Below are 12,923 nucleotides of genomic sequence, written 5' to 3' on the forward strand. Positions count from 1 at the left end.
TAGTACGAATGCTCGATAGCGGCAACGCACGTGTGATCGAGTTCGCCGCCGCCGTGGCGGGCGGCGGCAGCGCATGCAGTCGCCTGCATGCAAGGCGGTCCTAAACATCAGCCGACCAGCCGTGGCTCATCCCCCAAGGAGAAGTCGTTTCTCAGCGCCGGGAATCCCGCAGATTTGCCGGTAACTGCTAAAGCGCCACCACGATGGCAATGATGAGCGGCTAAGCGGTCCATCGATGCCGGTGGATTGGGATGTACATTACAAATGGCGCGCCCGAAGAGATTCGAACTCCTGACCCCCAGATTCGTAGTCTGGTGCTCTATCCAGCTGAGCTACGGGCGCGCAACAGGCCATGCTTTGCATAGCCCCGCGATCCGATCCTGGCGACCGGCCGCGAATGTGAGCTGTTCCCTAGCGACTGAATTTGCGAAAAGCAAGCCGATCCTGGCCAAAAGTTTTGCCGTCACGTTTTGCCGTCATGCGCCGGCCGGCGAAGGTAAGATCGCGTCACGCGGCGGCCGAGCCGATAGGTCGTCGTCTTGGATCGGTCATTTGCCAATCGGAACGGTCCGTAACGAAACAAGCCGTTGCACGGCGGCCGAGCCGATGACTCTTAGTCCCGGACCAACCATTTGCGAATTGAAACGGTCCGTAACGAAACGGTTCGTTACGCCGGGCGGCGCAGGCCGTTGCGGGCTTGGTCGAGCCGGACCGGCTGGTCGGGAATGGTGACGGCGAATGTGGTGCGGCCGCCGATGCTTTCGACCAGCTCCACCGTGCCGCCATGGGCGCGGATCAATTCATGGGCGATCGCCAGGCCAAGGCCGGTGCCGCCGCTGCGGGCCGAGCCGCGAAACGCCGCGAACAGGTTTTCGCGCGCCTTCGGCGGCAGGCCGGGGCCGGTGTCGGTGACGACGATGCGGCTGACGCTGCCGATGCGCTCGGCCGATATGGTCAGGCGGCGCACTACGGCGCTCTCGGTGTCCGCCGCCATCGCCTGCACGGCGTTGCGGCTAAGATTGGTGAGCACGCGGAACAGCTGATCGGAATCGGCGTCGACCTCGAGCACCGGATCGACGGCGTTGACGAATTCGATGCCGCATTCGATGTCGAGCAGGCCCTGGACGTCCTCGACCAACTGGCGCAGCCGCAGCCTGCGACGCGACGGCGGCGGCTCCTGGGTGCGGCCATAGGACAGCACGCCTTCCGAATAGGACACGGCGCGATCGAGCGCGCGCAGCAGTTTTGGCGCGAAGGCCTGAACAGTCGGGTCCTTTACCTGGCGCAGGCGGTCCGACATCAGCTGCGCCGAGGCAAGGATGTTGCGCATGTCGTGGTTGATCTTCGACACGGCCAGGCCGAGATCGGCCAGGTGCTTCTGCTCGGTCAGCATCTTTTGCAGCCGCTCCTGCATCTGCGACAGCTCGCGTTCGGCGACGCCGATCTCGTCGGCCCGGGCGGCGGGGTGAATGATGCGACCGGGATCGTCGGGCGCCTCGGAAAAGGACAGCATCGAGCGCGTCATCGTCCTGATCGGGCCGATCATGATCAGGTCTATCGCGGCGTAGACCAGCATGGCGGTGAACAGCGAAATCAGCAGCGAGACGAAGGCGACGTTGCGCGAATAGATCAGCATGGCATTGCGCAGGCGGTGGTCGGGCATGATCAGCTCGAACTCCTTGTCGCTGTCGCCGACCGGTCCGAAAACGCGCAGCATCCTCTTGCCGCCGAAAAACAGCGTGTCCAGCGCGCCGGTCATGCCCTTGATCATGCCGACATTGGCGATATCGATATGCTCGTCCACCTGCGGCGGCATTTCGGCCACGACCAGCAGCCGCGAGACGCCGCCGTCGCGCACGGCGATCGCCTTGGCGCCGATCGCCATCAGTACGTCGTTCTGGGCGGCACGCGACAGCGAGGCAGGTTCGCCCTGCACCAGGACGATGGAAACCGCGGCGGCGGTGCTCAGCCTCTCCTTCAGCCAGCTCAGCCTGTAGCTGGCGATCCAGGGCACGAAGATGAGGATTTCGGCCAAGAGCACGAAGACGATGGTGAGCAGCAGCAGCTTCGTCGACAGGCCGCGCGCCAGCGGCACCCTGCGGGTGGCCGCCTTCGCCCGGGCGATGCTTTCGTCGGTTGGTGGGACTTCACTCATGCTCGTCGTCACGGCTGCCTGTCATCACGGCTGCTTGTCTTAAGGACTGCTCGTCTTCACGATCGCTTGATCGGGCAAGATTAGGCGATTGCGGCTTTTTTGCCAAATTCATCCTTGATCGAAGCCGGACAAAGGGCCGCAAGGACTTCCCTGCCAGTCCGACAACGCCGGCCCGACAGGCTGGATTGACTTCCAAAACCCTTCTTTCTATAAGCCCGCTCACGCTCGGGCCATTCGTCCCGGCGCGGTTTCGATCGCGCCAAAACCGGCCCGGCAAAGCTCCTGTTACAAAGTGACAGAATCAAGAAGGGCCGCACCCCGCGGTATTTAAACAAATGAAGCGTACTTACCAGCCGTCCAAACTCGTCCGCAAACGCAGGCACGGTTTCCGCGCCCGCATGGCAACCAAAGGTGGCCGCGGCGTCGTCGCAGCCCGCCGCAACCGCGGCCGCAAGCGTCTCAGCGCCTGAGCACCAAGCGAGAGACAAGATCGTTGCCCGCAACCGGCAAGCCAACGGGTGCCCATCCCAAGCGGCTTCTGAAGCGCGCGGAATTCCTGGCCGTCCGCCGTGGCGAAAAGCGCCGCGGGCGGCTTGTCCTCGTCGAGGTTCTGGATCGCGGCGACGGCGAGGCGCCGCGCGTCGGTTATACGGTCACCAAGAAGGTCGGCAATGCCGTCGTTCGCAACCGCATCCGGCGGCGGCTGAGAGAGGCCGTGCGCAGGCATGCCGCGGATGACATGGCGCCCGGCAATGATTATGTCATCGTCGGGCGCGAAGACGTGCTTACCACTCCGTTTGGCCAGTTGAAGGCCGAACTCTCCCGCAGATTGCGTGGAACACGATAGGCCAAGGGCTTCGATGGAAAACAACCGCAACTTCTTTATCACCATCGCACTGTCGGTGCTGATCCTGGCGCTTTGGCAATATTTCTATGTGATGCCGCGCAGCGAGATGCAGCGTGAGGCCGCCCGCATCGAAGAACAGCGCGTGGCGGAGCAGAAGAAGGCCGCCCAAGGCACCAGTCCGGGCGCCAGCGAAACACCGGTGCAGCCGGGCGCCATTCCGAGCGCGCCTGGCGGCGACGCGGTGACGCCGGCCGGCCGCGACCAGGCGATTGCCTCGACCAGCCGCGTCAAGATCGACACGCCGAGCCTCGAAGGTTCGATCAACCTCACCGGTGCGCGCCTCGATGACCTCCGGCTCAAGCATTACAGGGAGACGGTGGACAAGACCTCGCCCGAGATCGCGTTGCTCAACCCGGCGTCCCTGCCGAACGGCTATTTCGCCGAGATCGGCTTTTCTGGCGCGCCGGATGTGGGCACGCTGCCCGGCCCCGACACGGTCTGGCAGACCGACGGCAAGGCGACGCTCACACCGGCGACGCCGGTCACGCTGACCTTTACCAACGACAAGGGCCTGACCTTCAAGCGCACCTTCTCCGTCGACGCCCAATATATGTTCACCGTATCCGACACGGTTCAGAACGGCGGCTCGGCGCCGGCGACGTTGTCGAACTATGGCCGCGTTACGCGTTTCGACAAGCCGGCCATCGCCAGCACCTATGTGCTGCACGAGGGCCTGATCGGCGTTACCGGAAGCGAGGGCCTGCAGGAATACAAATACTCCAGCGTCGAATCGGAAAAGGAATACAAGCCAGGCAAGTCGACCGACGGCTGGCTGGGCATCACCGATAAGTATTGGGCGGTGACCCTGGTGCCGCCTAGCGGCCGCGAATTTCAGCCCAAATTCTCTTATTTCGAGTTCAAAAGCGGGCCCCATCCGCACAGCTACCAGTCCGATTTCCTGTCCGATCCCGTCACGGTCGCTCCCGGGCAATCGACGACCGTGGAGTCGGAGATATTCGCCGGCGCCAAGGAAGTTTCGACGATCAACGCTTATGAAAAGGACCGTCATATTCGCCAGTTCGACCTGCTGATCGACTGGGGCTGGTTCTATTTCATCACCAAGCCGATGTTCTGGCTGATCGACACGCTTTACAAATTCTTCGGCAATTTCGGCCTGGCGATCCTCGCCACCACCGTCATCGTCAAAGCGCTGTTCTTCCCGCTCGCCAACAAGTCCTATGCGTCGATGGCGAACATGAAGAAGGTGCAGCCCAAGATGCTCGAGATCCGCGAGAAATACGCGGACGACAAGATGAAGCAGCAGCAGGCGATGATGGAGCTGTACAAGACCGAGAAGATCAATCCGCTCGCCGGTTGCTGGCCGGTGGCGTTGCAGATCCCGGTGTTCTTCTCGCTCTACAAGGTGCTCTACATCACCATCGAGATGCGGCACGCGCCGTTCTTCGGCTGGATCCAGGATCTGGCGGCGCCGGATCCGACATCGATCTTCAACCTGTTCGGGCTGATCCCGATCACCTTGCCGCACATGCTGATGATCGGCGTCTGGCCTCTGATCATGGGCGTGACGATGTTCCTGCAGATGCGCATGAACCCGACGCCGCCGGACCCGACGCAGGCGGCAATCTTCACCTGGATGCCTGTGATCTTCACCTTCATGATGGCGGGTTTTCCGGCCGGCCTCGTCATCTACTGGGCCTGGAACAACACGTTGTCGATCCTGCAGCAGGGCGTGATCATGAAGCGGCAGGGCGCCAAGATCGAATTGTGGGACAATCTGGTCGCGCTGTTCCGCAAGAAACCGTCGCCGGCGGAATAGCCGGCGCTCCGATAATGCGAAACCAGAAAGCCCCGGTTCGTCCGGGGCTTTTTGCACAAGCTGCCGGCCTGGATTAAGCGATTGGTACTGCGGGACAGATCGCGCTATTTTGACCTGCCTGGCAGGTGCTCGACGGAGCTCGATATGACCGGACCCAATCCATCGATCAAGCATCCGATCCCGTTGCACACGCGCGTCGGCTTTCTGAAACCGCTGGTGACGGCGCCGAATATCGAGATCGGCGACTTCACCTATTATGACGATCCGGACGGACCCGACAAATTCGCCGAAAAATGCGTGCTGCATCATTATCCATTCATCGGCGACAGGCTGGTCATCGGCAAGTTCTGCGCCATCGCCGAGGGCGCACGCTTCATCATGAACGGCGCCAATCACGCCATGTCCGGCTTTTCGACCTATCCGTTCAACATCTTTGGCCACGGCTGGGAGGAAGGCTTCGACCCGGCGACATGGTCGAAGGAGGTGCGTGGCGACACAATCGTCGGCAACGACGTCTGGATCGGCATGGAAGCGGTGATGCTGCCGGGCGTCAAGATCGGCGACGGCGCCATTGTGGCGGCAAAGTCGGTGGTGACGCACGATGTGCCGGCCTATGCGATCGTCGCCGGCAATCCGGCCAAGGTGGTGAAGATGCGCTTCGATGACAGGACCATCCGGCGGCTGCTGGCGCTGGCGTGGTGGCACTGGCCGGTGGAAAAGGTCAGCCGCAATCTCGATGCCATTCGTGGCAGCAACATTTTTCTTCTGGAGGCAGCGGTTTGAACACGTTGAACAAGACCATGATCGGCATCGAATTGTTCACGCGAGCCTGGATTTTCATCCGCGGCGTGCCGGCGATGAAATTCCTGCCGCCGGAGGGTCCACCCGAGATCGCCTTTGCCGGTCGCTCCAATGTCGGCAAATCGTCGCTGATCAATGCGCTGGTCAACCAGAAGGGGCTGGCGCGCACCTCCAACACGCCGGGCCGGACGCAAGAGCTCAACTATTTCGTGCCGGGCGGATTTTCGGGAGAAGGCGCCGATCTGCCGCCGATGGCACTGGTCGATATGCCGGGCTATGGCTACGCCACGGCGCCGAAGGAAAAGGTCGACGAGTGGACGAAGCTCGTGTTCGACTACCTGAAGGGCCGGGTGACGCTGAAGCGCGTCTACGTGCTGATCGACGCCCGCCATGGCATCAAGGCCAAGGACGACGAGGTGCTGTCGCTGCTCGACAAGGCGGCGGTGTCGTATCAGATCGTGCTGACCAAGACCGACAAGATCAAGGCGGCGGGGGTACCACGGCTGATCGAGGAAACGCTGCAGAAGATCAAGAAACGCCCGGCGGCCTTTCCCTTCGTGCTCGCCACGTCGTCGGAAAAGAGCGAAGGCCTCGAAGAATTGCGTGCGGCGATCGTGCTCGCCGCCAACGGCGGATAGGCAACGGAATCCGACGGCTGGTCAGGCGGGGCTGGAGGTCCGTTCCTGCTCTGCAAGCTGTTCGGTGCCGTAGGCCTTCAGGAACACATCGACGCCCGACCTGACGATATGTTCGATCTCGGCCGCACTTGGCGCTTTGGTGCGATAGGCGAATATGCACTGGCGGAAAAGACCGGCCAGGCACAGCTCGGTGAACTGATAGGCGGCAAGCTCGACATCGTCGATCTTCAGCAGGCCGCGTTCGATAGCCATGTTGAGGAAAACGACAACCCGGTCATGGCCGCGCTTCGGGCCGCGTTCGTAGAACCGGGCGCCAAGCTCCGGGATCCGTTCCGACGCGCCGATCACCGTCCGCTGCGCCAGGATGACCCTGGCCGAGGTGATCTTCATGGACAGCACGATGCCGAACTTCACCAGCGTCTGGCGAAGGTCGCCAATCTGGTCGAGCACCTCGTACATGTTCTTGAAGATCGTGCCGCGCTCTTCCTCGATCAGCGCTTCGAACAGCTCTTCCTTGTTGGCGAAGTAGACATAGATGGTGCCCTTGGACACGCCGGCCTCGCGGGTGATGTCGTTCATCGACGCGGCTTCGAAGCCCTTGTCGATGAAGACACGGCGCGCACCGTCGATGATCTGGCTGCGCTTGACCGGGTCTTGTCCCGCGGCCGGACGGCCGCGGGGCAGACTGTCCAGCAGATCGCACTGGTCCTTGCCAGTGCTGGGCAATGGGTCTGAATCAGGCAAAGGAGCGGCCTTGGGGGCTTCGGCCATAATGTCACACCTCGTAAAATAATTCGAACCATCCGGTTCGATTGCTCTTGATATGGTCCTCTTTAAGCGCTAAGTCAATGTCGAGATCGAACCGAACGGTTCAGTCTGACAAAATTCAGCGCCAGTTAATTTAGAGAGATATCATGTCCTCGAACGCGCCCACCAGTGCCGAAGTCCGCCCTTTCCCCAGTGCCAAGGTCCAGCCTGCGATCGAAGCGCCGGAAGCCCCTGTCAAACCCGCCGACGTCACCCCGCTGGCTCCCGCCAAAAAGAAGCGCTCGATGCGCTCGATGTTGTTGCCCATCATCGGCCTGGCCCTGCTGGGCGCCGGCGCCTGGTATGGCTATGATTACTGGACCGACGGGCGCTTTATGATCACGACCGACGACGCCTATGTCCAGGCCGACACGGCGTTCATCTCGCCAAAAATCTCGGGCTATGTCGATCAGGTCAAAGTGACCGAGAACCAGCAAGTGAAGGCCGGCGACCCGCTGCTGATCGTCGATGACGGCGACTACAAGATAGCCGTTGCCCAGGCCGAGGCGCAGATCGCCACGTTGAGCAAGACGCTCGACCGCATCGATGCCCAGACTGAGGCGGCGCGCGCCTCGCTCAAGCAGGCGCAGGCGCAGAAGACCGCCGACCAGGCCGCGGCCGATAATGCCAAGCGCGTCCAAGCGCGGGCCGCCCAGCTGCTCAAGACCCGCGTCGGCACCCAGGCCCAGTTGGACGATGCCCAGACGGCGGTCGAGCAAGCCAATGCCGCACTTGCCGGCGCCGACGCGCAGATCGCGGCGGCTCAGGCCAATATCGGCGTGCTCCAGGCGCAGCGTACGGAATCGGCCAGCACGCTGGCCTCGCTGCAGCTTGCCCACGACAAGGCGGTGCGGGACCTGTCCTTCACCGTGCTGCGCGCACCCTATGACGGCGTGGTCGGCAACCGCTCGGTCGAGCAGGGTGACCTGATCAGCCCTGGACAGAAGCTCGCCGTCATCGTGCCAATGGACAAGCTCTACATCGTCGCCAATTTCAAGGAGACGCAGCTTGCCCGGCTGGTGCCTGGTGAAAAGGTCAGAGTGTCGGTCGACGCGATCGACGGCCAGGACATCGAGGGTACCGTGTCGTCGCTGGCGCCGGCTTCAGGAGCAGTGTTCTCGCTGCTGCCGCCGGAGAACGCCACAGGCAATTTCACCAAGGTGGTGCAGCGCGTTCCGGTTCGCATCGACGTGCCAGCGGATGTGCTGAAGACGGGCAAGCTGCGAGCTGGCCTGAGCGTCGTCGTCGCCGTCGACAGCCGCACGGCGCCTTCGGCATCGAAGTAAAGCGGAACCGGGAGCAAAGGTCATGGCGACCGCAACCCTAACTGCAGGATCGGCGCCGGCGCCAGCCATGCCGGTGCCGGTCGACCACATCTCGACACGCCGCGTCATCGCCTTCCTGGCAATGGTGTTCGGCATGTTCATGGCGATCCTGGACATCCAGATCGTCTCGGCCTCGCTGGCTGAGATCCAGGCGGGCCTGAGCGCCAGTTCGGACGAGATTCCGTGGGTGCAGACGGCCTATCTGATTGCCGAGGTGGTGATGATCCCGCTGTCGGGCTTCCTCAGCCGGATGCTGTCGACGCGCGTGCTGTTCACGATCTCGGCGGCAGGGTTCACCGCGGCCAGCGCGCTGGCGGCGACCGCAACCAATATCGACCAGATGATCGTCTACCGCGCCGTGCAGGGCTTCATCGGCGGCGGCATGATCCCGAGCGTCTTTGCAGCCGCCTTCACCATCTTCCCACCGTCGCGTCGCGCTATCGTCTCGCCGATGATCGGCCTGGTGGCGACGCTGGCGCCAACCATCGGCCCGACAGTCGGCGGCTATATCAGCCATGCCATGTCCTGGCACTGGCTGTTCCTGGTCAACGTCGTGCCCGGCATTCTGGTGACGACGGCCGCCTGGTCGCTGATCGACTTCGACAAACCCAATCTCAAGCTGTTCAGCAAGTTCGACTGGTGGGGGCTTGCCGGTATGGCCGCCTTCCTGGGCTGCATGGAATATGTGCTGGAGGAAGGTCCCAATAACGACTGGCTGCAGGATCAGGCGGTGTTCGTCTGCGCCGTCATCATGACCTTCGGCGCGGTGCTGTTCTTCTGGCGCGCGTTCACCGCCGAGGAGCCGATTGTCGATCTGAGGGCTTTCAGCAATATCAATTTCGCCTTCGGCTCGCTGTTCTCCTTCGTCGTCGGCATCGGCCTCTACGGTCTGACCTATCTTTATCCGGTGTTCCTGGGGCGCATCCGCGGCTACGATTCGATGATGATCGGCGAGGCGCTGTTCGTCAGCGGCCTGGCCATGTTCTTCACCGCGCCGATCTCCGGCATCCTGTCGAACAAGATGGACCCGCGCATCATGATGATGATCGGCTTCTTCGGCTTCGCCACGGGGACCTGGTGGATGACGCATCTCACCGCCGACTGGGATTTCTATGAACTGCTGATCCCGCAGATCCTGCGCGGCTGCTCGATGATGCTTTGCATGGTGCCGATCAACAACATTGCGCTCGGAACCTTGCCGCCGGAGCGGCTGAAGAATGCGTCTGGCCTGTTCAACCTGACCCGCAATCTCGGCGGCGCCGTCGGCCTGGCAGTCATCAACACCGTGCTGATCGACCGCAATGCCTTCCATTACGCCAGGCTCTCCGAGCACGTGCAATGGGGAAGTGCCGCTGCGCAGCAGAAGCTGCAGAACATGACGCTCAACTTCGAGCAGACCGCCGGGCTCGACGCCTCCAAGGCGGCCATCTCCAAACTGTCAGGCATGGTCCAGCAGCAGGCGTCGCTGCTGTCGTTCATGGACGTATTCTTCATGCTGACGGTTTTGTTCGCGACGCTTGGGCTCTTCACCCTGGTGATCCGCAAGCCAGCCGCTCAGGGCGGCGGTGGCGGAGGCCATTGAGGCGCGCTGGATCCCCCGCCTGGCGCCCTCGCGCATGACCCCGAAAAGCGATTTCGGGGTCATGCGCAAAATCAACCATTACGAAGTCTTGGAGCGGCGGACACTCCACCGCTCCAACTTTTTGTTTGAGCATCGGATTTTCCCAAAACCGCTTCGCACTTTTGGGTCCGATGCTCTAGCGCTCTCCGACAAAGTCAGGGGCGCAGCCATCCTCAGGCCGTCGCCGGCTTGAAGGTCAAGGCGACACCGTTGATGCAATGCCGCAACCCGGTCGGCGGCGGACCGTCGTCGAAGACGTGGCCGAGATGGCCACCGCAGCGGCGACAATGGACCTCGGTGCGGGTCATGCCCAACGACCTGTCCACGGTCTTGCCGATCGCGTTGGGGATTTCCTGCCAGAAGCTCGGCCAGCCGGTGCCGGAATCGAACTTGGTCTCTGACGAATAGACCGGCAGGTCGCAGCCGGCGCAAGCGAAGATGCCTTTGCGGTGCTCGTTGAGCAGCGGACTGGTGCCCGGGTATTCCGTGCCCTCCTTGCGCAGCACATTGAAGGCCGCGTCGGACAGGATGGCGCGCCACTCGGCCTCGGTCTTGGTAACCTCGAAAGTCTCGGCCGCGCGTGCATCCTGGGCTCCGCCCATGCGCAGCGCGGTGGCGCCTGCGACAACGCCAATGGCTGCCGCACCACTCAAAAGAAGCTCGCGACGGTTCATGCCCATTCCTCCTGTTACTGCTTGTGCCAAATTCGACCGCCAGACGGAAATCAAAAGCCGGTGACGATCGCTGTCCTCAAAGCGGGACTCCGCGCCTATCCACTTGCGTGAACGGCGCGGAGTGTGCGCAGGGAGGCCCTTAGCGATATCTTCGCCGGCAGCGTGCGTTTGTTACATCTTCGGCAGGAGAACCTTGTCGACGACGTGGATGACGCCGTTGGACTGCTCGACATCGGCGATCGTCACATTAGCGACATTGCCGTTCTCGTCGGTCACGGTGACCTTGCCGCCGTCGGTCTTGAGCGACAGTTCGCAACCACCGACCGTCTTGACCTTGTGGGTGCCACCGTCATCCTTGACCATCTTGGCGACGTCGGCGGCCATCGCCTTGGCGCCGATGACATGGCAAGTCAGGATCTTGACGAGCTTGTCCTTGTTTTCAGGCTTGAGCAGCGTCTCCACCGTGCCGGCTGGAAGTGCCGCAAAGGCCTCGTTGGTCGGCGCGAACACGGTGAAGGGGCCAGCGCTTTGCAGCGTATCGACCAGGCCGCCTGCCTTGACGGCAGCGACCAGCGTCGTGTGGTCCTTCGAGTTGACAGCATTTTCGACGATGTTTTTCTGGGCATACATGGCGGCGCCGCCGACCATCGGATTTTGGGCATAGGCAATGGTGGCGATCGCAGAAATCGCAACCTTGCCGGCAAGCAAAAGGGTGGCGAATTTAGGCATGATTTCAATCTCCTTGGGTTATCGTTCCCCTCGTTCGGGAACGCAAGAAGATACGCAACAGAAATGCCGGAGTTTCGTCCTCACGTAAGAAATATTGTGTCGCTTCAATTTTCCATGTGCTAATCGGTCACCGCCGACAAGCTTTGCATGATTTTGGTTCGTGAGAGATAGATTTCAGGTCTTCTTCCGAAGCAAGAATCGGTCAGATGCTCTTCAGATCGCCCGCTGCGACCACCGGTCCAGTCGGCTGGCCGGTCGGCGAACCGCCGGCAGGCTCGACGCTGACCGCAAGCACGGCGCCTTGCGCCAATTTCTCCCGGACGGCGGGCGGGATGGCCAGATGCGCGGTCGCACCGGCCGGGATGACGCCCATCGACACCGGCGCGTTCTTGCCTTCGATCATCCACAGCTCGAAGTCCTTGCCGGCGGTCCGCTCGCCGGAGACGTGGGAAAGGCCGACATCGTGACGGACGGCGTCGTAGACGACGAGATATTTGACATCGCTGCCTTCGGCTGCCAACGAGGCGACAAGCCGGGTTTGCGGCTCGACGACCGGTGGATTGACGTAAGGCAAGGCAATATAGATTGCCAGCGCCGCAATGGCGGCGGCGGCAAGACCGCGCCAGAAGCCAAGGCTCGACCAGAGGCCGGCGCGCGGCTCTGCAGCGAACAGCCGGCGGTCCAATGCTTCCTTGACCCTGATCGGAGGCTCTGTCTCCGGATAGGCGGCGGCCATCGGCGAAAGATGCGCCTCCCAGGCATCCACAAGGCGCGCGAAGGCGGCGTCCGCATCGATGCGGCGCGACGCGATCTCGCGTTCATCGGCGGCCAGAACGCCAAGAACGTATTCGGCGGCGAACAGGTCGTCGCCCCCACGTTCCGGTCCATTGTCGTCAGCCAGCGTCATCTTTCCAGGCATTCTCTCAGTTTCAACAGGCTGCGCCGCAGCCAGGTCCGCATCGTGTTCAGCGGTACGCCATAGCGCTCCGCCAGCTCCGCATAGCTTTTGCCATCCAGATAGGCGCCCCGGACGGCCGCCGCCCGGTCCTTCTCCAATTCCTCGAGACAATGGTAGATGCGTCCGGACTCACCGCCCGCCACGGCCATGGCCTCCGGCCCCGGCGCCGGATCGGCCACGTCGAGCGCGGCATCGATATAGGCGGCAGGCTCTCGCCGCGCCCTGATCCGATCGATCGCATGATTGCGCGCAATGGCCACCAGCCAGGAGATCGGGCTCAGATCCGAAACGGCGAAACGGTCCGCCTTCGTCCATATCTTGACGAAGACCTCTTGAAGCGCCTCTTCTGCATCTCCCCGATCCTTCAATACACGAAGGCAGACGCCGAAAAGTTTCGCGCTGGTCTGCCGGTACAGCAGATCGAACGCAGCCCGGTCCTTCATCGAGGTCCGGACAATCAGGTTGCTGATGTCCTGCGGCGTCATCGGCCGCCAAATTAGGCGATTGCAATGTATTTGCAACGACTGAAAT

13 protein-coding genes and 1 tRNA gene are annotated in these 12,923 nt (G+C 62.2%); 7 read left to right on the plus strand and 7 right to left on the minus strand.

Annotated elements, in window-relative coordinates:
- Positions 1 to 265: 265 nt before the first annotated feature.
- A tRNA-Arg gene (locus NKI50_RS11225) sits at positions 266 to 342 on the minus strand.
- 325 nt (positions 343 to 667) lie between these two features.
- Positions 668 to 2,155, minus strand: a complete 1,488-nt coding sequence (locus tag NKI50_RS11230) for an ATP-binding protein (protein WP_352495026.1) — start codon at positions 2,153 to 2,155, stop codon at positions 668 to 670.
- Between the two features lie 335 nt (positions 2,156 to 2,490).
- Between NKI50_RS11230 and rpmH the strand changes: the two genes are divergently transcribed.
- From rpmH to yihA, 5 genes are all read left to right on the plus strand, one after another.
- Positions 2,491 to 2,625, plus strand: coding sequence for a 50S ribosomal protein L34 (gene rpmH, locus NKI50_RS11235; RefSeq protein ID WP_008833937.1), 135 nt, complete (start codon positions 2,491 to 2,493; stop codon positions 2,623 to 2,625).
- 23 nt (positions 2,626 to 2,648) lie between these two features.
- Complete coding sequence (gene rnpA / locus NKI50_RS11240) at positions 2,649 to 3,002, plus strand: ribonuclease P protein component (protein WP_352716545.1); 354 nt, start codon at positions 2,649 to 2,651, stop codon at positions 3,000 to 3,002.
- Between the two features lie 13 nt (positions 3,003 to 3,015).
- The gene (gene yidC, locus NKI50_RS11245; RefSeq protein WP_352495028.1) at positions 3,016 to 4,839 is read left to right on the plus strand and encodes a membrane protein insertase YidC; all 1,824 of its coding nucleotides are present in this window, start codon (positions 3,016 to 3,018) and stop codon (positions 4,837 to 4,839) included.
- A gap of 144 nt (positions 4,840 to 4,983) precedes the next feature.
- Positions 4,984 to 5,622 (plus strand): CatB-related O-acetyltransferase, encoded by a 639-nt coding sequence (locus tag NKI50_RS11250; RefSeq protein WP_352716547.1) that lies wholly within the window; start codon positions 4,984 to 4,986, stop codon positions 5,620 to 5,622.
- 17 nt (positions 5,623 to 5,639) lie between these two features.
- Positions 5,640 to 6,278, plus strand: coding sequence for a ribosome biogenesis GTP-binding protein YihA/YsxC (gene yihA, locus NKI50_RS11255; RefSeq protein ID WP_352495110.1), 639 nt, complete (start codon positions 5,640 to 5,642; stop codon positions 6,276 to 6,278).
- A gap of 21 nt (positions 6,279 to 6,299) precedes the next feature.
- Here the strand turns inward: yihA and NKI50_RS11260 are convergent, their stop codons facing one another.
- On the minus strand, positions 6,300 to 7,049 hold the full coding sequence (locus tag NKI50_RS11260; protein ID WP_352495029.1) for a TetR/AcrR family transcriptional regulator: 750 nt from the start codon (positions 7,047 to 7,049) through the stop codon (positions 6,300 to 6,302).
- Positions 7,050 to 7,192: 143 nt separating this feature from the next.
- Between NKI50_RS11260 and NKI50_RS11265 the strand changes: the two genes are divergently transcribed.
- Positions 7,193 to 8,371, plus strand: coding sequence for an HlyD family secretion protein (locus NKI50_RS11265; protein WP_352484316.1), 1,179 nt, complete (start codon positions 7,193 to 7,195; stop codon positions 8,369 to 8,371).
- Positions 8,372 to 8,438: 67 nt separating this feature from the next.
- Positions 8,439 to 9,992 carry a DHA2 family efflux MFS transporter permease subunit gene (locus NKI50_RS11270; RefSeq protein ID WP_352716578.1) on the plus strand — a complete coding sequence of 518 codons (1,554 nt, stop codon included), beginning with the start codon at positions 8,439 to 8,441 and terminating at the stop codon, positions 9,990 to 9,992.
- Positions 9,993 to 10,204: 212 nt separating this feature from the next.
- Here the strand turns inward: NKI50_RS11270 and msrB are convergent, their stop codons facing one another.
- The 4 genes from msrB to NKI50_RS11290 form a co-directional block, all read right to left on the minus strand.
- On the minus strand, positions 10,205 to 10,705 hold the full coding sequence (msrB, locus tag NKI50_RS11275; protein ID WP_292655897.1) for a peptide-methionine (R)-S-oxide reductase MsrB: 501 nt from the start codon (positions 10,703 to 10,705) through the stop codon (positions 10,205 to 10,207).
- Between the two features lie 171 nt (positions 10,706 to 10,876).
- Positions 10,877 to 11,434: a fasciclin domain-containing protein gene (locus NKI50_RS11280; protein ID WP_352515757.1), complete on the minus strand. Its 558-nt coding sequence runs from the start codon at positions 11,432 to 11,434 to the stop codon at positions 10,877 to 10,879.
- 202 nt (positions 11,435 to 11,636) lie between these two features.
- A complete protein-coding gene (locus tag NKI50_RS11285) occupies positions 11,637 to 12,341 on the minus strand; it encodes an anti-sigma factor (protein ID WP_352484356.1) in 705 nt (234 codons plus the stop codon).
- Entirely contained in the window at positions 12,338 to 12,877 is a 540-nt protein-coding gene (locus tag NKI50_RS11290; RefSeq protein WP_023718207.1) for a sigma-70 family RNA polymerase sigma factor, read from the minus strand. Before NKI50_RS11290 ends, NKI50_RS11285 begins: the two co-directional genes overlap by 4 nt.
- Between the last annotated feature and the right edge of the window lie 46 nt (positions 12,878 to 12,923).

The organism is Mesorhizobium sp. M0563 (genome assembly GCF_040321065.1).
Taxonomy (GTDB): Bacteria; Pseudomonadota; Alphaproteobacteria; order Rhizobiales; family Rhizobiaceae; genus Mesorhizobium.